Below are 24,176 nucleotides of genomic sequence, written 5' to 3'. Positions count from 1 at the left end.
AGTCTAAACAGTAAAAATACTATTTCTTTGTGTTTACAACAACCAGAAGCTTGGCGGAATTAAATTTTTTGTTAACACTAAGGAAAGCCGTAATTTTGACGCTTCAAAACAATTCTTTAACACCCTAAAATTAGTATAGCATGCAACTGTACAATAAAATGAGTGCGATAGAAAGGGCCACCATGCTGGAAGAAGCCGGCGAAGAACGTTTAACCCTTTCTTTTTATCAATATGCCAAACTAGGCAACCCCGAACTTTTTAGAAACCATTTGTTTATCGCTTGGGATGCCTTGGCGGTTCTGGGCCGTATTTATGTAGCACACGAAGGTATTAACGCACAACTTTCGGTACCTGCGAAAAACTTTGAAGCTTTTAAAAACTTCCTCGACGGAATCTATTTCTTAGAAAACGTCCGTCTAAACATAGCCATTGAGCACGACCTAAAATCGTTTTTAAAGCTGAAAGTAAAAGTGCGTGATAAAATTGTAGCCGACGGTTTAAACGATGCCACTTTCGATGTTACCAACAAAGGAATTCACGTAGATGCCGAAGGTTTCAACCAACTCCTAGAAGATCCGGATACTGTTTTGGTAGATATGCGGAACCATTACGAAAGCGAAATAGGCCACTTTAAAGGCGCCATCACACCAGATGTAGATACGTTTCGGGATAGTCTGGATATTATTGAAGAAAATTTAAAAGACCACAAAGAACATAAAAAATTGGTCATGTACTGTACGGGTGGTATCCGTTGTGAAAAAGCAAGTGCATATTATAAACACAAGGGTTTTAAAAATGTATTTCAGCTGGAAGGTGGTATTATTGAATATGCGCGTCAAGTTTCAATGAATGGGTTAGAAAATAAATTTTTGGGCAAAAACTTTGTATTCGATCATCGTCGTGGAGAACGCATTTCAGAAGATGTGATTTCTCATTGCCATCAATGTGGAACCCCTTGCGATACTCACGAAAATTGTGCTAATGAAGCGTGTCACCTTTTATTTATTCAATGTAAAAATTGTGCGGAAGCCATGCAGCATTGTTGCTCTACGGAGTGTCAAAATATAATCCAATTGCCCTACGAAGAACAAAAAAAACTCCGCAGTGGTACTCATAACAGTAATAAGATATTCAAAAAAGGGCGTAGCGAGAAGCTGAAGTATAAGAAATAGTGTGTAGTTGGTAGCGGGTAGGACGCTTCGCTTGTAGTGGTGAGTGGTGAGAGCGCTTCGCTTTGAGTGGTGAGTTTTTTATTTTCCCCAATTCCCTATTCGTCGTTCGCGCCTCGTACTTCTCTTTCGTCCGATTTCCAATTTCGTTTTTCCAATTTCAACAAATCGTATAGTGTCAATCGTACATCGTCAATATATTTGGTATCTTTACCTATTAAAACGTTTGTTTAATTTTCGAGGGGTTTTATTGAATAAACCGAAGAACGATGTCTGGTTGAGCGCAGTCGAAACCTAATGAAACTGCACTATTAGTAATGCTTGAACGGTTTTTCAATCACCTCCACTATATATATACTAATTATGGGCTGTACCAGCTGTGCCACAGGCGCCAACGGACAGCCAAAGGGTTGCAAGAACAATGGTACTTGCGGCACCGATGGCTGTAACAAATTAACGGTGTTCGATTGGCTTTCAAATATGTCGCTTCCTGGCAATCAGGAACCGTTTAACGCGGTTGAGGTTCGTTTTAAGAACGGGCGCAAACACTTTTACCAAAATCCAGATAAACTCTCCCTTTCTATTGGAGATACCGTGGCAACCGAAGCCTCTCCAGGCCATGATATTGGGATGGTAACGCTCACTGGCGAATTGGTGCGCGTTCAAATGAAGAAGAAAAAGGAAACCATAGACATTCCTGCACTCCCAAAAATATACCGAAAAGCCACTCAGAAAGATATCGACATTTGGCAAGAATGTAGAGATCGTGAAGCCGATATTCAGAAAAGATCACGCGAAATTGCTATTAGACTTGGTCTACAGATGAAATTGAGCGATATTGAATTTCAAGGGGATGGTTCTAAAGCTATTTTCTATTATACGGCAGAAGAACGGGTAGATTTCCGTCAATTAATTAAAGAATTTGCACGTACGTTCAACACCCGTATTGAGATGAAGCAGGTGGGGCTACGGCAAGAAGCAGCACGGTTAGGTGGCATTGGTTCTTGTGGACGTGAGTTGTGTTGTTCTACGTGGTTAACAGATTTTAGGTCTGTAAACACATCGGCTGCTAGATATCAACAACTGAGTTTAAATCCGCAAAAATTGGCAGGGCAATGTGGAAAGCTGAAATGTTGCCTCAATTATGAACTGGATATGTATCTGGAAGCCTTAGAGATTTTTCCGAAAAGCGACATAAAACTGAAAACCGATAAAGGAAATGCCTATTGCCAAAAAACGGATATTTTTAAAGGACTTATGTGGTTCGTTTATGAAAAAGACGGAATGAATTGGCATACCTTAAAAGTTGAAAAAGTAAACGAAATCATTGCCATTAACAAAAAAGGGAATACCGTAGCAAGTCTTGAAGAGTATATCGAAGACGTTGTAATTTCCAGCGAAAAAGTATACAGCGATGTGGTAGGTCAAGATAGTCTTACACGATTTGATAGACCGAAGCCGTCTAAAAACAGCAGAAGAAAGAAAAGCAGCGGGAATCGTAATAAAAATACCAGCAAAGACACTAGTAATACAGCTAGTAAAGATCAAAACAATCGCAACAAAAAGAAACCCCAAAGCAAAGACAGCAATACACAACAAGGGAATGCTCCTAAAACAGGAACAACACAAAACAAAAAAAGAAGACCAAAACCAAAACCGAAGAACAATGCGTAATGTTTTTGTAGCAGTAGTTATTTTGGTGTTTTGCTCGGCCTGCGATAGCAATGTAGTTTGGAGTGAAACTCAATCTGTTGCTGGTACATGGGATAAACAGGAAGAGGTGATTTTTACAGTTTCTACCTTGGATTCTTTGAAAAACTATAATGTTTTTATCAATTTGCGTAATACCAATGACTATCCATTTAACAATATATTCCTTATTGCGGCTATTGAATTTCCACACGGGAAAACAATTACAGATACTTTGGAATATAAGATGGCACATCCCAATGGGAAATGGATGGGAGAAGGGATAGGCAGTGTAAAAGAAAACAAATTATGGTTACGAGAAAAGATACAATTTTCAGAAAATGGAAACTATAACATCATTCTAACACAGGCAGTACGCAATAACGGCGAAAGAGAGGGCGTTAGCCAATTATCAGGAATAACCGATGTAGGAATTAGTATTGAAGAAGTGACACAATCCCCTTAAGTATGGCAACTACAAAAAAAACAACAAAGAAAAGTACACAGGCTTCAAACAAGAAGCACGCTAAAACCGTATGGTTCATTCTAGGCGGTGGCATATTTTTTATATTCTTAGTATTTTTATTGGCTTCGTGGGGCGTCTTTGGCAAATTACCAGATCCCGCTGAATATGAAAACCCGGAAAAGGACCTGGCAACGCAAATTGTATCTACAGATGGCGTAGTGATTGGAAAGTTTTTTAAAGACAATCGCACACCGGTTCAGTTTGAAGAGTTGCCAGACCACTTGGTAAATGCACTTATTGCAACCGAAGATATACGTTTTTATGATCATAGCGGTATCGATGTTAGGGGAACCCTTAGGGCTGCAGCATCTTTAGGTAGTAAGGGGGGCGCAAGCACTATTTCACAGCAAGTGGCAAGACAGCTATTTGTGGGACAGGCGTCTAAAAATACTTTTTCAAGAATACTACAAAAATTTAAAGAATGGGTGATTGCAACTCGTTTGGAACGCAGGTACACCAAAGATGAAATCATCACCATGTATTTTAATACCTACGATTTCTTGAACTTGGCAATTGGTATTGAAAGTGCTGCAAACATCTATTTTGATAAACCTCCTTCCGAGCTCACTACTGTAGAGTCTGCCATGCTTGTTGGAATGTTCAAAAATTCGTCTTTATACAATCCAGTGCGGAATCCAGTAGGCGTTAAAAATCGAAGAAACGTAGTGCTTGCACAAATGGCGAAGTATGATTATATAACTGAACAAGTAAAGGATTCGCTGCAAGCCCTTCCGCTGAATGTAAAGTTTACACCACAGGATCATAATGAAGGTTTAGCGACGTATTTCCGAGAATATGTTCGTGGGTATATGAAAGATTGGGCTAAAGAAAACCCGAAACCTGATGGAAGCTTTTACAATATTGATAGTGATGGCATGAAGGTGTTTGTAACCTTAGATTCAAAAATGCAGGAATATGCCGAAGACGCTGTGATAAAGCATATGATAAATCTTCAAAAAGAATTCGACATCCAAAATAAGAAAAATAAAACAGCCCCCTTCCGAGATATCAATGAAGAAGAAACAGCCAGTATCATGAACTCTGGTATGCGCCGAAGCGATCGCTGGAGGGAACTACAAAAGCAAGGGAAGTCTGAAAAAGAAATCATTGCCAGTTTCAAGAAAAAAACAAAGATGCGCATTTTTACCTGGGAAAATGAGGAGCGGTATAAGGACACCATCATGACGCCAATGGATTCCCTACGGTACTATAAAAGTATTTTACGAGCAGGAATGATGTCTATGGACCCAACAACGGGCGAAGTAAAAGCCTGGGTAGGTGGAGCAGACTATAAAAACTTTAAATACGATATGGTAAAAACAGGGAAGCGCCAGATTGGCTCTACCTTTAAACCTTTTGTATACGCTACGGCGATAGACCAAATGCATATGTCGCCTTGTGATACGTTACCGAACACCCCTTTTACTATTGAAGCTGGAAAATATGGATTGCTTAAACCCTGGACCCCAAAAAATGCAGGAGGTGATTACGGGGCTATGATGAATTTGAAACAGGCTTTGGCACAATCGGTAAATACCATTACCGCCAGGCTTATTGATAGAGTAGGGCCTAAACCTGTTATAGATTTAGTAGAGAAAATGGGAGTAGATATTTCGAACATTCCCGAGGCTCCATCCATTGCATTAGGTACGGCAGATGTTTCTTTATACGAAATGGTAGGTGCGTATAGTACGTTTGCCAACGAAGGAGTTTATATAAAGCCAACATTAATTACTAGAATAGAAGACAAAAACGGAACCGTGCTATATCAAAATGTACCGGAGACAAGAGATGTGATGAGTGACGAAACAGCTTACGTAACGTTAAGTTTAATGGAAGGAGTAACACAATCCGGTTCGGGTTCCCGATTAAGAGGAGCGGGGCGAAGTTCAAAACTATACGATAATGTAGTTACAGGGTACCCCTATAATTTAACAAATCCAATTGCTGGTAAAACAGGTACGTCACAAAATAATAGTGACGGCTGGTTTATGGGCATTGTTCCCAATTTAGTTACTGGAGTTTGGGTTGGTGGAGAAGATCGTGCCACTCATTTTGCAAGCACTTCTTATGGGCAGGGAGCTACCATGGCGTTACCAATATGGGGTATGTATATGAAAAGTTGTTATGCCAATGAAGAGCTAAACATTTCAACAGACGGTTTTAAAAGACCGAAAAACCTTTCTATTATAACAAATTGTAGTGACTATAAAAATAATGGCAATGGTGATGAGATTCCAGATGAATTTGATTTTTAATAAGAAAATAATATGATTAATAAAAAAGTAGCCAACGTAACCGAAGCTTGCCAAGGTGTAGCAGATGGCATGACCTTTATGCTTGGCGGATTTGGACTTAGTGGAATTCCAGAAAATGCCATTGCTGAACTGGTTCGTTTAAATGTAAATGATGTGACGTGCATTTCAAACAATGCTGGTGTTGATGATTTTGGCTTGGGATTGTTACTTCAGAAAAAACAAATAAAGAAAATGATCTCTTCCTATGTAGGCGAAAATGCTGAATTTGAGCGCCAAATGCTAAGTGGAGAATTGGATGTAGAATTAATCCCACAGGGTACCCTCGCACAACGTGCCAGAGCAGCTCAAAGCGGTATTCCTGCATTTTATACCCCAGCAGGTTATGGTACCGAAGTAGCTGAAGGGAAGGAAAGCAGAGAGTTTAATGGTAAAATGCATATTTTAGAACATGCCTTTAAAGCCGATTTTGCTTTTGTAAAAGCATGGAAAGGAGACGAAGCAGGAAATCTTATTTTTAAAGGAACCGCTCGTAATTTTAACCCAAATATGGCAGGTGCCGCAACAATAACTGTGGCCGAGGTTGAAGAATTGCTACCCGCAGGAAGCCTGGATCCTAATGAGGTCCATATTCCTGGAATCTTCGTGCAACGCATTTTTCAAGGAGAGAAGTATGAAAAGCGTATTGAGCAACGTACCGTAAGACAAAAACAATAATATACACTTTGCATTTTTTATGCCTCCGCGGCGAAGCTTTAAACCGCAAAAGATGCAGAGAATAAAATACTTTTAAATCTTCAAATTAGTTATGGCTTTAACAAAAGAACAAATCGCACAACGCATTGCCAAAGAAGTAAAAAATGGATATTACGTAAACCTTGGGATTGGAATCCCTACGTTAGTGGCCAATTTTGTGCGTGACGATATAGAAGTAGATTTTCAGAGCGAAAACGGTATTTTGGGCATGGGCCCCTTCCCTTTTGAAGGGGAAGAAGATCCAGATTTGATCAACGCAGGAAAACAAACTATTACGGCATTGCCCGGAGCTTCGTTTTTTGATTCGGCTACTAGTTTTTCTATGATTCGCGGGCAACACGTAGACCTAACTATACTAGGTGCTATGGAAGTAGCCCAAAATGGAGATATTGCTAACTGGAAAATCCCGGGTAAGATGGTAAAAGGAATGGGTGGTGCTATGGATTTGGTAGCTTCTGCCGAAAATATTATTGTAGCCATGATGCATACCAATCGTGCAGGCGACTCTAAAATGCTCAAAGAATGTTCACTTCCATTAACAGGTGTGAACTGCGTAAAAAAAATTGTTACCAATCTAGCGGTATTAGAAATTAGAGATGGAAAATTCCATTTGTTGGAGCGCGCTCCTGGAGTTTCGGTAGAAGAAATAAAGACGGCCACTGAAGGTGATATGATAATTCCGGCGAATGTTCCAGAGATGATTTTATAAGAAATTTGCGAAAAAGTACCAGTAAAACCTCATCCATAGATGAGGTTTTTTGTGTTAAAAAAGTAGGAAATTGCCTATATATTTATCTGTAATGTTAAAAATATATGCATTTCATCGAAAATATATGTATTTAAACGTCTTTATTTAATATTTGACGCATATTAGCAGTCCCAAAATTAATGAACCAAAAAACCTACTTATGTTATTTATTATTAAAAATGTAAAAAGTACTTTCAAGTTATTGAGAAGCATGATGTACTTAGCGAAAAAAGTTTTTTTGTTAATGTAAAAATTTCAGCTACCGTTTGGTAGCATTTCAGAGTGATTACCCCCGAATCTATCATAGATTCAAATATAGATCCCGTTCTTTGTGAGGTTAGAACGGGATTTTTTATATCCCTTTCGGAATAGCGTCAATGAGTTTCTTGGTGTACTCCTTTGTAGGATTTGCATAAATCTCGTCTGCATCCCCTAATTCTTCTATTTTTCCTTGATTCATTACTAACAATTGGTCTGCCATAAATTTTACTACTGCCAGATCGTGGGAGATAAATATATAGGTAAAGCCAAAATCTTCTTTAAGTTCGTTCAGCAAATTTAATACTTGTGCTTGCACCGAAATATCCAAAGCCGAAACAGACTCATCACAAATAACCAGTTTGGGTTCCAAAGCTATAGTGCGAGCAATCCCAACGCGCTGGCGTTGTCCGCCTGAGAGCTCGTGTGGATATCTATAAAAATACGTTTCGTCCAGTCCCACTCGCGTTAGCAATTCTAAGACACGCTTTTTTCTCTTTCTTGCAGACGTTTCAATACGGTGCACCGCCATAGGCTCCATAAGGGCTTCTCCAATGGGTATACGTGGGTTTAAAGATGAATATGGATCCTGAAAAATAAGTTGTATTTCTTTCCGAAGTTGTCGAATTTCAGATTTTGAAAGTAGGGTTAAATCTTTTCCTTTATAAAATATATGTCCTTTAGTCGCTTTTTCTAATTGTAAAATTGTTTTCCCAAGAGTAGATTTTCCGCATCCAGATTCTCCTACCAAACCTAACGTCTCACCTTCAAAAACGGAAAAACTTATACCATCTACCGCCTTCACCGTTCTTTTTTTAGAGAATACACCGCCATTGCTATAATATTCTTTAGATACGTTGGTGATTTTAAGCAAGGGTTCTTGGGTATATATCTTTTTGTGTTGCTGTGCGCGTTGACTTGGGGTGACTATTACTTTTGTAAAGGAATTGTCTGCCAAAGAAGCAATCGTAGGCAATTGCTCTAAGCGCTCACCCAATGTAGGCCTGGACGCTAAAAGTGCTTTGGTATAGTCTGCCTTCGGAAATTTGAATATTTGAGTTACCGTTCCCTCTTCTACCAAATCACCTTTGTACATTACTAATACTCGATCTGCTATTTCTGAAACCAAACTTAAATCATGAGAGATAAAAATAAGACTCATCCCTGTTTCTTTCTGTAATTCTTTAAGGAGTAGTAAAATCTCCTTTTGTACTGTAACGTCTAAAGCGGTTGTAGGCTCGTCTGCAATCAGTAATTTGGGTTTGCAGGCAATTGCCATGGCAATCATCACGCGTTGCATTTGCCCACCGCTTATTTGGTGTGGATAGCTGCTATATATTTCGTTGGGACGAGGGAGCTTTACTTTTTCAAAAAGCTGAAGGGTTTCCTTCCTTACTTCGGAAGAAGATAAAGAAGTATGATTTTTTAAAATTTCAGCCACTTGAAACCCACATGATAAAGAAGGATTTAAAGCACTCATAGGTTCTTGGAAAATCATGGAGATTTCATTTCCACGTATTTTTTGAAATTCTTTTTCCTTCAACCTAATGATATGTTGCTCCTGAAATTGTATGGTTCCCGTAACAAACGAGGTTTTTTTAGGCAATAAACCCATAAGAGCCAAGGAGGTCACAGATTTCCCAGAACCAGATTCTCCCACAATTCCAACGATTTCATTAGCGCTGATTTTAAAGGAGATATCGTGAATAACTTCCACCTGCTCTTTTCTACTTCCGAAGGAAATAGAGAGATTTTCTATACGAAGCAGGCTTTTTTCGGACATCTTTCAAAGATACAATTTAATATAGGGCGTTTTTAGTATAAATCGTAAAGTCAAAAAATTTAAATGTACAATTTTATGCTCGAAAGTGTATAAAAATTATACACACCCTAGTGTTTTTGTAGGATTTTAACGTTACGGGCCTTATTGTTAAAAAAAACTTAATGCATTTCATCGAATAAAATTTTGATATTCGTAAATAAATAGTTTATTTGTTGCTCTTTGTATAAAATTAAACAACTATAATTGATTTATTGCTAATTAATTATAGTAAAACAAAGGAATATTTAAATATCTTAGGATTAAGATATTGTTGACTTAATCGAGTATTTACGCTGTTTAAACGTTAAAATTTATGATTCAATTTCAGTTCTTCTGACGGAAATCTTCCAAACTATTCAAGAAACGACCCATTACCATACAGTATTTAATCGTATGAGAGACCTACTTTAATTAACCATTAATTCAAACTATCATTATGAGAAAATTTTATCTCTTTGCACTAGCACTCGTAACCACAGGGCTAGTTTCGTTTTCACAAAGCGCTCCAGAAGCGGTTGTGCAAAACTATTTTAACATCCTTAAAGGAGAATCCAACTTTAAAGGTGCAGATTTAAACCAATGGAAAATCACAGATGTGGTGCCTTCCCTAAATCCAGAAGTTCAGCACGTATACGTACAGCAACTCTACAACAATATCCCTATTCAGTTTGCGTCGTATAAATTTTCAGTAAAAAATGGAAAGGTTATTTTTAAAATCGATCAGTTTATAACCGATATCCAAAATAAAGTAGCTACTTCCAGTGCTTCTCTTTCTGCACAGGATGCTGTTATGAAAACGGTTCAAGCTCACAACCTAAAACGCCCCACATTAAACGGAACAAAAAATGCACAAGATGTGTACGTTTTTGAAGACAATGCGGCGGCGGGAGCCCCTATTAAAGTACAGTCTATGTTTCAATTATATGAAGGGCAACTTCGCTTAGTTTGGAACGTAAGCTATTACCAAACAGACGGCCAGCACTGGTGGAGTGAAAATATTGACGCTACCAACGGTCAAATTCTTAGAACTGAAGACTGGGTAATCTCTTGTAACTGGGGCGATGCTCACGAAACTCATAACCACGATAAAGCAAGTACATCTTTAGAAGATATAGTTATTGTGGAAGGACCTGCAAATATGCTAGCAGGAGAAAGCTACAATGTATACGCCATGCCAAAGGAAAGTCCATTAGACGGCGCAAGAACCGTGGTGAACGATCCTCAAGATTTGAATGCTTCTCCTTTTGGATGGCATGATACCAACGGCGCCAATGGTGCCGAATATACCATTACACGCGGTAACAATTGCTGGGCAATGGAAGATGCGAATGGAAACAACGGTACTGGATATTCTCCTAACGGAGGTGCCGGGTTAGATTTTAACTATCCTGTTAACTTTAACAATCAACCAAGTACGTATCGGGATGCTGCAATTACAAACTTGTTCTACTGGAACAACATTATGCATGATGTTTACTACCAATATGGTTTTAACGAAGCTTCTGGTAATTTCCAAGAAAACAACTACGGAAAAGGTGGCGCAGGAAGCGACAGCGTAACTGCAGATGCACAAGATGGTAGTGGAACGAACAATGCAAACTTTGGAACGCCGCCAGACGGATCTAACCCAAGAATGCAAATGTTTTTATGGACTACTACCAACCCACAAACCGATGGTGATTTTGACAACGGAATTATCGCTCACGAATATGGTCACGGAATCTCTACACGTTTAGTAGGAGGTCCAGGAACCAACGCATTGGGTGGATCTGAGCAAATGGGCGAAGGATGGAGTGACTTTTTCGGTCTTATGCTTACTATGAAAACAGGCGATAGCGGAAGCGATGCGCGTGGTATTGGTAACTTTGCATTAGGTGAAAACACTAATGGTGGAGGAATTAGACCAACGCCTTACTCAACTAACACCTCTATTAACGGAACAACCTACGGAGATATTAATGGTCTTGCGGTACCTCACGGTGTAGGATATGCCTGGGCGACGGTGCTTTGGGATATGACGTGGGCGTTAATCGCTCAGGAAGGTTTTGATACCGATTTCTATAATGGAACTGGAGGTAACAACATCGCCATGGCGTTAGTTGTTGAAGGCTTAAAAAATACAGCGAACAACCCTGGATTTGTTTCAGGACGTGATGGTATTTTACAAGCAGATCAGGATTTATACGGCGGACAATACAACTGTTTAATCTGGGATGTTTTTGCTGCCAGAGGCGTTGGTTTGAATGCCAATGAAAACACCAATGGTGGAACAAACACCAATACAGATCAAACAACATCTTTTGTAAGTGGTTGTACAGGCCCTCCAACACCAGAAGCGTGTTCAGGAACAGTTTCTACATATCCAGCTGCCGAAAGTTTTGAAACTAACTTAGGTAATTGGTCACAATCTACTCAAGACGATTTAGATTGGACTAGAGATTCAGCTGGGACACCTTCAGCAAATACAGGACCTACAACGGGTGCCGCAGGAAGTTTTTATATGTATGTAGAAGCTTCAGATCCTAATTTCCCTAACAAGAGAGCAATTTTAAACTCTCCTTGTTACGATTTAAGTGCTCAGAACGATGCGACTTTTAACTTCAGCTACCATATGTTTGGCGCTGCAGATATGGGAAGTATAGATCTTGAAGTAAGTACAGACGATGGTGCTTCTTGGAGTTCTATCTGGAACCAAACAGGCAATAAAGGCAACCAATGGAATGCTGAAAGTATAGCTCTAGGAACGTATGCCGGTGAAAGTAACTTCCGTATGCGATTTAATCGTGTAACAGGAAGCACTTGGCAAGCAGATATTGCTTTAGACGCTTTTGAAATGGAAGGTGGAAACGTGGCAGATACACAAGCACCAACGGTACCAACAAGTTTGGCGGCTTCTAATATTGCCAATACATCACTTACGTTAAACTGGAATGCCTCTAACGATAATGTAGGCGTTACTGGATATGAGGTATTTATGAATGGTTCAGCTTTAGGTACAGTAGCTACAAATACAGCTAACATAACTAGTTTAATCGCTGCAACAACCTATAGTTTCCAAGTACGTGCATTTGATGCTGCAGGAAATAATTCAGCGTTAAGTAATACTGTAAACGCAACCACTACCGGTGGTGGCGGAGGTGGCGGATGTACCAATGGGGTGTCTGTTGGGTATTCTGAAAGCTTTGAAAGCTCGATAGGAGCGTGGACGCAAAGTACTGCAGACGATATCAATTGGACCAGAGATTCTGCTGGAACTCCTTCAACGGGAACAGGCCCAGCAACGGGTGCTCCAGGATCTTTCTATATGTATGTAGAAGCTTCAGGTGACGGAACCGGATATCCTAACAAGCGTGCGATCTTAAATTCACCTTGTGTAGATTTATCGGCTGAAACTACTGCAACATTCAGCTTTAATTATCATATGTATGGTGCTACCGATATGGGAAGCCTTGCGTTGGAAGCTAGTACAGACGGAAGTTCTTGGACATCCATCTGGAGTGCAACTGGAAACAAAGGAAACCAATGGAACGCTAACAGTGTAAGCTTAGATGCGTATGTTGGTGGAACAGTACAGCTACGTTTTAATCGTGTAACAGGAAGTACCTGGCAAGCAGATGTTGCTATTGATGGTATTTCAGTAACTGCCGGTGGCGGTGGCGGTGGTCCTGCTCCAACAGGATACTGTGCTTCTAACGGAAACAATACGAGCGATGAGTATATCCAACGTGTGCAACTAGGAAGCATTAACAATGCGTCGGGAGCTTCTGCAGGTGGATATGGCGATTTTACAAGCCTTTCAACCAACTTGAGCAGTAGTAATTCTATTACAATTACGCCAAGATGGACTGGGACTGTATATTCTGAAGGCTATGCTGTATTTGTAGACTGGAATCGTGATGGTGACTTTACTGATGCAGGTGAATTGGCATACAGCCGAGCTGCAACCACAGCAACACCAATTACAGGATCGTTTAACATCCCTGCAGGTGCTTCTGCTGGAGCAACCAGAATGCGTGTTTCTATGAAATACAACGGTGTTCCAACGGCGTGTGAGTCGTTTACCTATGGCGAAGTTGAAGATTACACCGTAGTAATCCCAGCAAGCTTTGGACCTAACGGAAGCAATGGTGATATTAATAATAACACTTCAGTTTCAGGATTTACTTTATATCCAAACCCTGTTAATAGAGGGGTTGTAAATATTGAAATTTCCGAAGCAGAACCAACAAATTTTGTAATATTCAATATGATTGGTCAGCGAGTGCTTTCAGGTAATTTTACTTCAAAAATTGATGTTTCCAGCTTACAAAGCGGAATGTATATGATTGAAGTACACGCCGAAGAAGGCAAGAAGTTTGTGGAACGTTTTATAAAAGAATAACGTCACAGTAAACTTAACGTTTAACGAAAGAAAGCCCGCTCCTTTTAAAAGGAGCGGGCTTTTGCTTTTCTGAAATCGAAATCGAAGTTGAAAAGCCTAAATTAGCTCCTTCCCCCAGCGGGCAGCAATTTTAAATGAAGCTACTGTCTATTAAACCGCGACTCGGGGGAAGGTAAATTTTGGTAAAAAGGATTGATGGAATTTCCTATCTTGAATCCAAAATTCGGAAGGGGGATTTTCAAGCCGAAGCTATAACTAAAAACCCTACACCGAAAGCACTTCATCCTCTTCCAACAGGGTTTCATTCCGAAGTTTGAGAATGATTTGAGCTACCGTAACTGTATCTTTTTCACAGTAGATAATAATTCGGTCTATGTCGTTTTCTTCATAGAACACATTGCGTACCTGGCTACCGTCAATATCGTCTTTGGGGGATGGAATGCCTAAAACGTGCGCCATCAACTTCAGCGAAGTGAAGGTTTTATAGTCGCCAAACTTCCATAGTTCCAGGGTGTCCAGATGTGGAACTTCCCACGGTTTTTTTCCGAAGAGATTCAGTTTAAAGGGTAAATCTATGCCGTGAATAATCATTCTGCGGGCAATGTAGGGAAAGTCGAACTCTTTGCCGTTATGGGCGCATAATAGGTGTTGTGGTTTATTGAAGTGTGTTTCCAGCAATGTTTTAAATTCGGTTAGCAATGAAATTTCCTCGCCGTGAAAACTCGTAACTCGAAAATTACGAACATCTCCCTGCATCTTAAAATATCCCACCGAGATACAGACGATCATCCCAAATTCTGCCCAGATACCCGCGCGGTCGTAAAATTCTTCGGCAGTATAATCGTCTTTTCTTTGGTACTTGGTTTTCTGCTCGTAAAGAGCTTGTGTAGTTTCGTCCAGCTCCTGAAAACTTAGGTGCTGCGGAACGGTCTCAATATCCAAAAACAGGATATGTTCGAGGGTAATGCGTTTCAACATAGGATTTAAATAATAGAGGGGAGATGTTTTAAAACTACGAAATTTAATTTAAAGATGATTATTTCCCTTTGGTTTCTATAATTTCTATTGCTTTTTCCATAAGTTCATCTCTGCCTTCCGCAATACCTTTAATGGTAGGTTTTATTTCAATATCTGGCACAATTCCTACGCGTTGCGTTGGGCTTCCGTCTGGGTAATATACGCCAATTCCGCTAATCATAGTGCGCATTCCGCCTGGAATAGGGATGTTGGAAACGTTTCCATCTGCTCCTGCGGTAGTGCTTCCAATAACCGTAGTTTTGGGAGCCGCTCGAAACGCCATGGCCGTATATTCTGCCTGGCTTTGGGAAAGTTCGTTTACAAGGACAACTACCGGGCCTTCAAATTTTTTCTTCGCTATAGTGCCTGCACCAATCATTAAAGATGAACCCATATTAAATTCGCCTGGGTTGTCTGGATTCATGGTGGTAAACTTCACAAACTCGGTACCGCGGGGAGCAATAAATTGTCCCAGTGCAAAGGGCATAAATGCGGAAGGATAATTTCGAATGTCAAGAATTAATCCTTTCGCATCTATAAATTCTTTTGCGATGGCTTTTGGATCTTCATTGGTAATATTTGCAAGGGTTACATATCCAATATTTCCGTCCAGCATTTTATACGATTTCCCTTTAGGTTTTGGATACCAGCTATACATGTTTAATTTGTCACGATTGTAGAGATTGAGCTCTATGCTTTTGTTTGCATCTGCCCGTTGCACTTCAATTTTTATAGAAGCATCATTGGATCTCAAGATATCCTGAGCTAAGTCTCGTAATTGTGAAGGCTTATTGGAGGCAGGATAATAGGGTAGTTTTTGTAGTACAGTTGCAGAAACGCTCTTCCCATTTATTGAAGTGATGACGTCGCCCAATTCCAGGCCAGTACTTGCTTTTAGTTCGGGATTATAGAAATCTGTGACTACTAATTGGTCCTCAATAAACCGAACGTGCACTGGCGGGAATAAACTGCCTTTCATTTCTTTTATCTTATCGCCACCACCCCAAAGGTTAGAGTGGGTATCCTTCATCTCTCCAATAAGTTGTAGCGCGGCTATTTCGTATTCAACTTCATTTTCTGCATTTACAAATGGCGCCACATACTTGTTTAGTACGTCGTTCCAATCCAAATCTGTAATGTGTTTGTTGGGTGAAAAATAGTGCACAGCGTTCCAAACACGATAGAGCGCAAGGAGCCTAAAACCGCTATCTGGATAAGGCATGTTGGCATAATCGTTTTCGTTTTTAAAATCTGGATTGCCTACCTGTTTGTTAGCATAGTCAATATAATACTGGTCGCCCTGAAAGCGATTTTTATATATATCCTGAAGCGTTTGTTGTAGTGGTATGGAAAGCCCTTCCTGGGTAATCCACCTATGATCTGGTTTTAATTCGGCATTTGGCTTGGTTTCCTTACACTTCTTACAAGGCTTGAGTTTACCATATTTCTGAATCCAAGCAAGGAGGTTTTGATCTCTTTCAGCCGAAGTTTTACTTGTTATAATAGGCTGCATATACCGAAACAACTCATAATCCCAATTATAATTTCCTGAAGCTATTTGTGGATGATGGTATTTCAAAAACCCCCAGACTTTTCCAAGTATCGTAGCATTTTCCTCTTCTTGTTTGTTCAAATTCTGTAATGATATTCCAGAACCCTTGTCAAACTCCTGATCGCTCTGAACCTTGTCCAGCTTTTTGGGAGCTGCTTTTTCAATGGGTTTGCCATCTACAGTTACTTCAAGGTTGTCTATCCACATCTTGCCAGTACCTATTAGCAATCCACCTACTACAACGTGTGTGGCTTTTGATGGATTCAGTTTTAATTCTACTTCGTATTTTGTCCAATCTGTTGTGCCAGAAACGGGTCTGTCTTCCATATTGTCAAAGGCCACATTGGGGTCAATACGCATCCAAAGACCCGCATGGTCAGCTACATTTTCAGTTTTAATATAGCCTGTAAGTTTCATTTTTTTGCCGTCAAAATTCACTGGAATGCTAAAGCTTATAGCCTTAAAACTATCAGTAGCATCATCACTGGAAATAAACATTGATTTTGTACCCTTCTGGGCAATTTCCGAATCTACTGCAACAAGATGATTGCCGTTACCAAAGGTTTCCCATGATTTTGCGAAGCCTTCTTCTAAAATTTCAAAACTGTAATTTTTATTTTCTTGTGCTGAAAGTATAGCAACCGTTAAGAGTGCCATTAAAAACATAATTTTTTTCATTTTCTTGATTTTTTTGGTTCAACATAAAGACCCAATTTTGATAGAGATATTTCAGAAAAACTACTTTTAATTAAATTTTTAGCGTTTTGTCTCTAACATTTCATACGTTTCCTTAACGTAGGTGTAAAAATCAACACTAAACGGATTATCACTTCTAGAGCCGCGTTGATGCCCCAATCGTACAATGATGAGGTCGTCCTCTGGAATGGTAATTACATACTGCCCTAAAATACCACGCATAACAAATATTTGTTTATCTAAATAATCACTAAGCCAAAAGCCATACCCATATTCCGGGCTTTCCTCGAACCTTGGACGTACGCTTTTTGCTACAAAAGCAGAATCTATAAGTTGTTGTCCATTCCATTGGCCAAAGTCTTTATACAGCTTTCCAAAACGCGCAAAATCCCGCGCATTACTGGCAATGCAACAATAAGCTTTTACGAGACGGTTTTCTTTATCGTCTACTTGCCAAAGGGCGGGTTGCTCTGCCCCCATGGGATTCCAAAAGCTTTCTTGCAAGTATGTTTCTAACTGTTTTCCACTGGCTTTTTCTATGACCATTGCTAACAATTGGGTGTTTCCACTTAAATACTTATAGGACTCTCCAGGTGTTTCGGTTACTTCTAGATTTAAAATGGTTTCGGCCAAATCATCATCATAATAGGATTGTGCGGTTACACTAAACGGGCTGGTGTAGCTTTCGTCCCAATTAAGGCCGCTGGCCATAGAGGATAAATCGCCAACGGTCATGTAGGTGTTTTTAAATTTCGGTATAAAATCGCCTACTGGCTGATTGATACTTGTTATAAAGCCATCTTTTATCGCTTTTCCCAATAGCGCCGAGGTAATACTCTTAGCCATGGAAAAGCTATTGGTTTGTGAAGTTTCATCGTAGCCTTCAGCATATGCTTCGTGCCAAATACTATCATTTTTGATGATGAGAAAGGCAACGGTCCCAAATGTTTTGTGGGTTTCTTCTAAAGTTTCGGTTGGAGGAATTGTATTAAAATCTCTATGAACAGGCCAGGGTTGTGGTTGGGTGCTTGCAGCAATGGTTTCGTTTTCAAAATACTCATGATCATCTATAAATGCGGTGGTATGCCCTGTAAAGTAAACAACGCGTATTCCTTTTAGGATGTAGTCATAATCTGTGATGTAGGCTACGGCAATAAGGAATAGTAGTACCCCAACAAACCATTTAAAAAAGCGTTTTATGAATTTCATGAAATAAATTTAAAATAATTTTCCTTGCCTTACCGGACTCTCATGAGCCAACAACCATTTTTTACGAAGCAATCCGCCAGCATACCCAGTTAAGGAACCATCGCTTCCAATGACGCGATGACAAGGAATTAGTATTGAAATAGGATTTTTGCCATTGGCACTAGCAGCGGCTCTAATTACTTTAGGATCGCCTAATTGATTCGCCATTTGTTGATAGGAAGTAGTTTTTCCATACGGAATAGTTTGCAATTCTTTCCATACTTTTTGTTGGAATTCGGTTCCTTTTGGAGCTAATTTAAGATCAAAGGCAGTTCTTTTTTTACTGAAATATTGCTGGATTTGATCAACTGCTTGTTGGAGATGTGGAGAAATCTTTTGATTTTTTGGAACGGCTTCTTCAGAAAATACAATTGCAGAAATCCCTTCCCTAGAACCTTCAATTTTAAGGCTGCCTACTGGGGTATTTATAAAAGCAATTTCCATAGTTGTATGTATTATTCGGCTTCATCTTCTTCCTCACGTTGTTGTAATTGTATGCCCATACGTTTGGCGCGGCTTTCCCAGTTTTTTCTGGCAGCCACTTGCATATCTTCAATGGTATCGCTCTCGTCCATAATCTCAAGACCTAAAAGTGTTTCTATAATATCTTCCATAGTAACTACGCCAATGGTGTTGCCAAATTCGTCTACAACCAATGCAATATGTGTACGCTGTTTTAAAAAAGTGTCAAATAAGTCTGGAATGGGTTTTTGGGCGTCTATCACCGCAAGTTCACGCTTAATATCGCTTAGTGTTTTGTTGCCGTGTTCCTCTACCAATTCTTCCAGAATATCATCTTTTAAGACAAAACCAGTGATATTATGAGTCTTGTCTTTGAAAACTGGAATTCTTGAAAATTTAGTGTTTTTATGATGTTGATGAAACTCAGTAAGTGTAGTATTTTCATCTTCCATTTCAACGACAGGGAAAGGCGTCATTACATCTTTTGCCAAGATGGATTTAAATACCAATAAGTTTTTAATTACGGCTACTTCATTCTCTTCAAAAACACCTTCTTGTTCGGCGGCATCGGTTAGTGCGATAAATTCTTCACGACTCATCGTACTTACGTGCGCAGATTTGCCAATAAGTTTTGTAGTAAGGGTTAATATCCAAAGGATTCCAGTGTATTTTAACGGAAACATCATAGCTTTTAGAGAAATAGCAGTAAAAGAACCTAATTTTTTCCAATACGTGGCGCCAATGGTTTTTGGTATTATTTCTGAAATAACTAAAATAAGTAAGGTCATAATAGCTGAAACAATAGCAACAAAATTGAATCCTAAAAATGTGATATCAATCCCACCTTCAAGAGCCATTTTACCTGCTTGTTCACCTACCAAAATTGCACCTACGGTATGTGCAATAGTATTTACGGTTAAAATAGCAATAAGAGGTTTGTCTATATCCTTTTTTAAGTGAGCCAACGTTTTTGCATAGCCTTTACCTTCTGCTTTTTTCAATTTTATAAAAGAAGGGGTAAAACTTAGTAGCGCAGCTTCCAGAATAGAACACATAAACGAAAAGAAGATAGAAAGTACCGCGTAGAGTAGTAAAATGCCCATAAAAAGTGGTTTTCTTGCAAGTTAGTGTATTGTTTAGATTTTGGGTATTAAAGATATTTTAAAGTTTGGAATTCTTGGACGGTTAGAACCACGACCGTCCGCTGTGGCAGACTCCACGATTCAGGACTTCAGATTGTTAAAATTTTTGTCGTGGCTCGTGTCATGAGCGCAGCGAATGTTCTGGGTTCCAACCGTCCCTTTTAAGTTAATTTGGAACTTACCAACCCGAATATGCTGGCGGTTCCACATCTTTTAAATTGAGGTACACAATCAATTGCCCTCGGTGGTGTGTAATATGGTCTTGCAGCAGATTTAAAATTTGAAGTTTACTTTTTGAACCAGCGAAGAATTCTACTGTTTCTAAAAGGCTATCTTCAGAAACTGAGGCAATGATTTTTGAAGCGTTATCAAAAGTTTCAGTAATCAGGGTGATAGTTTCTGCTTTTGTGGATGGAGTTTCTGCGGTTGCGTTTTTAAATCCGATTTCGGTAAAATAAGAAGTGCTTAACCAATCTATATTTCCTTGTATGTGAACGAGCTGCTCCTTAAAGCTCATTTGTCGTTCAGTGGGTTTAAAATCGTAGCCTTCTTCCGGCATGACCTCAGCAATGCCGATAAGATAGTTTTTGCTGTTTTCCCACTTTTCCAGCCAGGCTTGTTTTGGAGTGATTTGTTGGGCAAAACAATTTGCCATAAAAAATACTGAAAGGAATAAAAATAAATATTTCATACCGTTAAGAAATTAGCTTCACAACATCCTTTGCAAAATAACTTGCTATGATATTCGCACCTGCTCTTTTAATAGCAGTAACCTGCTCCATCATAACGGCATCGTGATCTAACCACCCTTTTTCGGCAGCGGCTTTTAACATGGCATATTCACCACTTACCTGGTACACAGCAACTGGAACGTTTACAGCTTCTCGAATATCACGAACCACATCCAGATAACACAAGCCTGGTTTTACCATCACAATATCTGCACCTTCTTCAATATCCATCAAGGTTTCTTTAACAGCTTCGTCCCGGTTGGCAAAATCCATTTGATAGGTTTGTTTGTCTTTAGGTACGTTTTGTTGCGCTACTGGCGCGCTATCCAAAGCATCCCGAAAAGGGCCATAAAAAGCACTCGCATATTTAGCACTGTAACTCATAATTCCGGTGTCGTGAAACCCCTCGTCTTCCAAAAGACTGCGGATTTCAAAAATACGGCCGTCCATCATATCGCTGGGCGCTACAAAGTCTGCTCCTGCATTGGCGTGACTTAGCGACATTTCGGCAAGGATGGCATTGGTGTCGTCGTTTATTATTTTACCGTCACTTACAATCCCGTCGTGACCATAGCTGGAATATGGATCCATCGCGACGTCTGTCATAACCAACATTTCTGGGCATACGTCTTTTACCGTTTTAATGGCGCGTTGCATCAAACCGTCTTTGTTTAAAGCTTCAGTACCATTATTGTCTTTGAGATTATCGGGCACTTTCACAAAAAGCAATACACTTTTTAAGCCCAGGGACCACAATTCATTTACTTCAGCTTTCAGCAAATCCAGGCTGTAGCGATAGTAATTAGGCATAGAAGCAATTTCTTCTTTTATGCCTTTGCCTTCCACGATAAAAAGCGGCACTAAAAAATCGTTTGGGGAGATGATGGTTTCTCTAACCAAACTTCTAATGGATTCGTTTTGGCGGAGTCTTCTATTTCTGCGAAGTGGGTACATGCTTTTGCGTTTATTGAGGAATTGTCTCGTCTCAATTCCCTATTTTTAACGCTGCAAATGTACTAATTATTACTAGAGTCTTTCGCCCCTTGAGCTTACTATCACAGCACTTTTCCTTTATCTATCCCTGGCGGACATACCAAGATCGTTTCTTGAAGGAATTTGATACCCACTTGGAAGACGACCATCTGCACGTAGTGGCGCCACCAGGCTCCGGAAAAACTGTTCTGGGATTGGAAATGGTACAACGCCTCAATAAAAAAGCCCTTATTCTATCTCCTACACTCACCATTAGAAATCAATGGCACGAGCGAATGCAGGAATGTTTTGTAAAGGATACCAATTGTGTTGAAACTTCTTTCGACATTAAAAATCCTGAGACGCTCACATTTTCTACCTACCAGTCGTTGTATTCCTTTTTTAAAAATGATTTGGAGTTTTCTTCGGAAAAGTTAGTTACATTTTTTCAGAAAGCAGGCATTGGCACCTTGGTTTTGGACGAAGCACACCATCTTAAAAACGAATGGTGGAAGCCGCTTTTCAGTTTAAAAGACTTAGAAAATTGTACACTCATTGCCCTCACCGCTACGCCACCTTACGATAGCGAACAAAGTGAAATAAAGAAATACTTTGACCTCTGCGGCCCCATAGATATGGAGATTGGCGTTCCAGAATTGGTGCGCGAAGGTAATTTATGTCCACATCAGGATTATATTTATTTTTCTGAACCGGAAGCGGAACAAATCCGTTACATCATCACCTATCGGGAAAACTTGATGGCGTTTGTGAATGACTTGAAAACGAATCAAGAGTTTATTGAATTTGTCCAAAAACACCCTTTTTATGCCGAAACGGAAGCTAACTTGGATGAAATCTATAAAAACCCTGAATGTTTTTCAGCATTACTAATTTATCTGAACGCTACAGGTATTGAAATTCCAGTAACAAAAACCGAATTTTTAGGGATTGAAGCTAAAAAAGTAGCCTTCCCATCGTTGACCTACTCTTGGGTAGAAGCGTTGCTCAATCCGTTTTTGATTGAAAACAGGGAGTTTTATGTTGAAGATGAAGTAGTACTCCTTTCCATTGAAAAGCAACTCCGAAAGATTGGTGCGTTCGATTTAAACCGAATTAACCTCATAGGGGAACAAAGCCTTTATCGAAAGCTAGCCCAAAGTCCTTCCAAGCTGAAAAGCATCGTTGAAATTGTGAAAATGGAAAGCGAAAATCTAAAAAGCGGATTGCGAATGGTGGTACTTTCAGATTATATCCGAAAGGAATTTTTGGAAGTACAACATACCCAATCTATTACTGAAATCAATAAATTGGGCGTGGTGCCTATTTTTCAGTTTGTGCGCAATGCAATAGAAAAAGAAGCTGATTTTCCTTTAAAACAGGAGAAATTAGGTGTGTTAACTGGGTCGCTTATTATCATTCATAATTCCGTGGTGGATGAACTTTCAGCAATCATTTCCGTAGAAAATTTCAGCCAGGAAATCCTCTGGGAAACCGAATTTGTTATCATAAAACCCAATGTTGCAGGAAGTAAAGAAATGGTAAGCGCCATGACGCAGCTTTTTGAAACGGGTAGCATTGAAGTACTTATAGGAACCAAATCATTGTTGGGTGAAGGCTGGGACGCGCCTGCCATTAACACCTTAATTTTAGCAAGTTTTGTAGGCTCTTTTGTCATGTCCAACCAAATGCGAGGGCGTGCCATACGTGTACATCCGTTGCAGCACGATAAAGTGGCAAACATTTGGCACATTGCCTGCGTCGACCCTACAAGTGAAACGGGAGGGGTAGATATAGCTTTGTTGTTAAGGCGTTTTGAAGCCTTCTGTGGAATTTCATTAGAAGGCGATCCCTACATTGAAAATGGAGCCGATCGCTTGAAATTGATGCAAGAAACACATCACGATGTTGTAGCATTAAATTCAAAAATGAAACAACTGGCTGCAGCACGACACCTAGTTTCAAAACGATGGGAAAATGCAATTGGCGATGGAGATATCCTGGTGCGCGAACTAAAATTGAATTACAACAAGAAACAAACGCACGGAATGCTTAAGAAGCTATACTTTAAAGACGCCTTAACTTTTGTGCTGTTCGAACTCACCGCCCTTTTTACAATAACGTTGCCAGAATTATTCTTTAAAAATTTTACTGCTTTACTCTCTAAAGGAGTACTGTACTTTGTGTATGCTTTGGTCCTTGGTTTTGCGATGATTTTACTACCCAAAACTGTGAAGGCAGTAGCATTGTATCTAAAATACGGACGTAGAGATAAAGAACTTTTAAAGATTGCACAGGCGCTAAAAGAGGCAATGGTAGCGCATAAATTAATTTCTGAAACCGAGCATAAAGTATCTCTAAAAGTTGATGAATTTGAAGACGGTTCGCTGTCATGTTATTTGGTGGGAGCCAGTGCCAAAGAAGGAATTTTATTTGTGAATTATTTACAGGAAGTTATTAATTCTATTGAAAATCCAAGGTATATAATTTCTCAAGCTAATTGGCTGCGAAAAAAACTAGGCTTTTCTAATTATTACTCGGTTCCCAAGGTTTTTGGAGAACGAAAGGCAGATGCTCAGGTGTTTTTTTCAATTTGGCTACGCTACAATGGACCGGCTCAATTAGTTTTTACCCGAAATTTAGAAGGAAGGAAGCTTTTGCTTAAAGCACGTTTTCAATCCTATCAAGAGGAGGATCAAGTAACTTGTAAAACGGCACTTATTTGGAAATAGATCAAAAAAAAGGTGCTCTATAT

General features: G+C 39.6%; 16 protein-coding genes. 8 read left to right on the top strand and 8 right to left on the bottom strand.

Going from position 1 to position 24,176, the window contains the following annotated elements; genetic code table 11:
- The first annotated feature begins 140 nt into the window (after nucleotides 1-140).
- The 6 genes from ACQ2HF_RS03905 (at nucleotide 141) to ACQ2HF_RS03880 (ending at nucleotide 7,104) form a co-directional block, all read left to right on the top strand.
- Nucleotides 141-1,172: a rhodanese-related sulfurtransferase gene (locus ACQ2HF_RS03905; RefSeq protein ID WP_432412215.1), complete on the top strand. Its 1,032-nt coding sequence runs from the start codon at nucleotides 141-143 to the stop codon at nucleotides 1,170-1,172.
- A gap of 360 nt (nucleotides 1,173-1,532) precedes the next feature.
- On the top strand, nucleotides 1,533-2,843 hold the full coding sequence (locus ACQ2HF_RS03900) for a PSP1 domain-containing protein (protein WP_432412214.1): 1,311 nt from the start codon (nucleotides 1,533-1,535) through the stop codon (nucleotides 2,841-2,843).
- Nucleotides 2,836-3,324 carry a gliding motility lipoprotein GldH gene (locus tag ACQ2HF_RS03895; RefSeq protein ID WP_432412213.1) on the top strand — a complete coding sequence of 163 codons (489 nt, stop codon included), beginning with the start codon at nucleotides 2,836-2,838 and terminating at the stop codon, nucleotides 3,322-3,324. Before ACQ2HF_RS03900 ends, ACQ2HF_RS03895 begins: the two co-directional genes overlap by 8 nt.
- A 2-nt stretch (nucleotides 3,325-3,326) precedes the next feature.
- A complete protein-coding gene (locus tag ACQ2HF_RS03890) occupies nucleotides 3,327-5,642 on the top strand; it encodes a penicillin-binding protein 1A (RefSeq protein WP_432412212.1) in 2,316 nt (771 codons plus the stop codon).
- A 12-nt stretch (nucleotides 5,643-5,654) separates the two neighbouring features.
- Complete coding sequence (locus ACQ2HF_RS03885) at nucleotides 5,655-6,356, top strand: CoA transferase subunit A (RefSeq protein WP_432412211.1); 702 nt, start codon at nucleotides 5,655-5,657, stop codon at nucleotides 6,354-6,356.
- Between the two features lie 91 nt (nucleotides 6,357-6,447).
- The gene (locus ACQ2HF_RS03880; protein ID WP_432412210.1) at nucleotides 6,448-7,104 is read left to right on the top strand and encodes a CoA transferase subunit B; all 657 of its coding nucleotides are present in this window, start codon (nucleotides 6,448-6,450) and stop codon (nucleotides 7,102-7,104) included.
- Nucleotides 7,105-7,495: 391 nt separating this feature from the next.
- On the opposite strand, the gene ACQ2HF_RS03875 is transcribed toward ACQ2HF_RS03880, so the two are convergent.
- Nucleotides 7,496-9,184: an ABC transporter ATP-binding protein gene (locus tag ACQ2HF_RS03875; RefSeq protein WP_432412209.1), complete on the bottom strand. Its 1,689-nt coding sequence runs from the start codon at nucleotides 9,182-9,184 to the stop codon at nucleotides 7,496-7,498.
- A gap of 475 nt (nucleotides 9,185-9,659) precedes the next feature.
- Here ACQ2HF_RS03875 and ACQ2HF_RS03870 point away from each other — a divergent pair, with 475 nt between their 5' ends.
- Entirely contained in the window at nucleotides 9,660-13,604 is a 3,945-nt protein-coding gene (locus ACQ2HF_RS03870; RefSeq protein ID WP_432412208.1) for a M36 family metallopeptidase, read from the top strand.
- Between the two features lie 264 nt (nucleotides 13,605-13,868).
- Here the strand turns inward: ACQ2HF_RS03870 and ACQ2HF_RS03865 are convergent, their stop codons facing one another.
- The 7 genes from ACQ2HF_RS03865 to hemB all read right to left on the bottom strand — a co-directional run bounded on the left by ACQ2HF_RS03865 (nucleotide 13,869) and on the right by hemB (nucleotide 21,406).
- On the bottom strand, nucleotides 13,869-14,582 hold the full coding sequence (locus ACQ2HF_RS03865; protein WP_432412207.1) for a 3'-5' exonuclease: 714 nt from the start codon (nucleotides 14,580-14,582) through the stop codon (nucleotides 13,869-13,871).
- A 58-nt stretch (nucleotides 14,583-14,640) separates the two neighbouring features.
- Nucleotides 14,641-16,851 (bottom strand): S41 family peptidase, encoded by a 2,211-nt coding sequence (locus ACQ2HF_RS03860; RefSeq protein WP_432412206.1) that lies wholly within the window; start codon nucleotides 16,849-16,851, stop codon nucleotides 14,641-14,643.
- Nucleotides 16,852-16,929: 78 nt separating this feature from the next.
- On the bottom strand, nucleotides 16,930-18,078 hold the full coding sequence (locus ACQ2HF_RS03855) for a serine hydrolase domain-containing protein (protein WP_432412205.1): 1,149 nt from the start codon (nucleotides 18,076-18,078) through the stop codon (nucleotides 16,930-16,932).
- A 9-nt stretch (nucleotides 18,079-18,087) separates the two neighbouring features.
- Nucleotides 18,088-18,561, bottom strand: coding sequence for a methylated-DNA--[protein]-cysteine S-methyltransferase (locus tag ACQ2HF_RS03850; protein ID WP_432412204.1), 474 nt, complete (start codon nucleotides 18,559-18,561; stop codon nucleotides 18,088-18,090).
- Nucleotides 18,562-18,572: 11 nt separating this feature from the next.
- Entirely contained in the window at nucleotides 18,573-19,682 is a 1,110-nt protein-coding gene (locus tag ACQ2HF_RS03845; RefSeq protein ID WP_432412203.1) for a CNNM domain-containing protein, read from the bottom strand.
- A 217-nt stretch (nucleotides 19,683-19,899) separates the two neighbouring features.
- A complete protein-coding gene (locus ACQ2HF_RS03840; protein ID WP_432412202.1) occupies nucleotides 19,900-20,412 on the bottom strand; it encodes a DinB family protein in 513 nt (170 codons plus the stop codon).
- Nucleotides 20,413-20,416: 4 nt separating this feature from the next.
- A complete protein-coding gene (hemB, locus tag ACQ2HF_RS03835; RefSeq protein ID WP_432412201.1) occupies nucleotides 20,417-21,406 on the bottom strand; it encodes a porphobilinogen synthase in 990 nt (329 codons plus the stop codon).
- 89 nt (nucleotides 21,407-21,495) lie between these two features.
- On the opposite strand from hemB, the gene ACQ2HF_RS03830 reads away from it, so the two are divergent.
- Nucleotides 21,496-24,153, top strand: coding sequence for a DEAD/DEAH box helicase family protein (locus ACQ2HF_RS03830; protein ID WP_432412200.1), 2,658 nt, complete (start codon nucleotides 21,496-21,498; stop codon nucleotides 24,151-24,153).
- Nucleotides 24,154-24,176: the final 23 nt, after the last annotated feature.

Source organism: Rasiella sp. SM2506 (assembly GCF_050859505.1).
Classification (GTDB): domain Bacteria; phylum Bacteroidota; class Bacteroidia; order Flavobacteriales; family Flavobacteriaceae; genus Marinirhabdus.
This window is presented reverse-complemented; position numbering and strand designations above follow the sequence as displayed.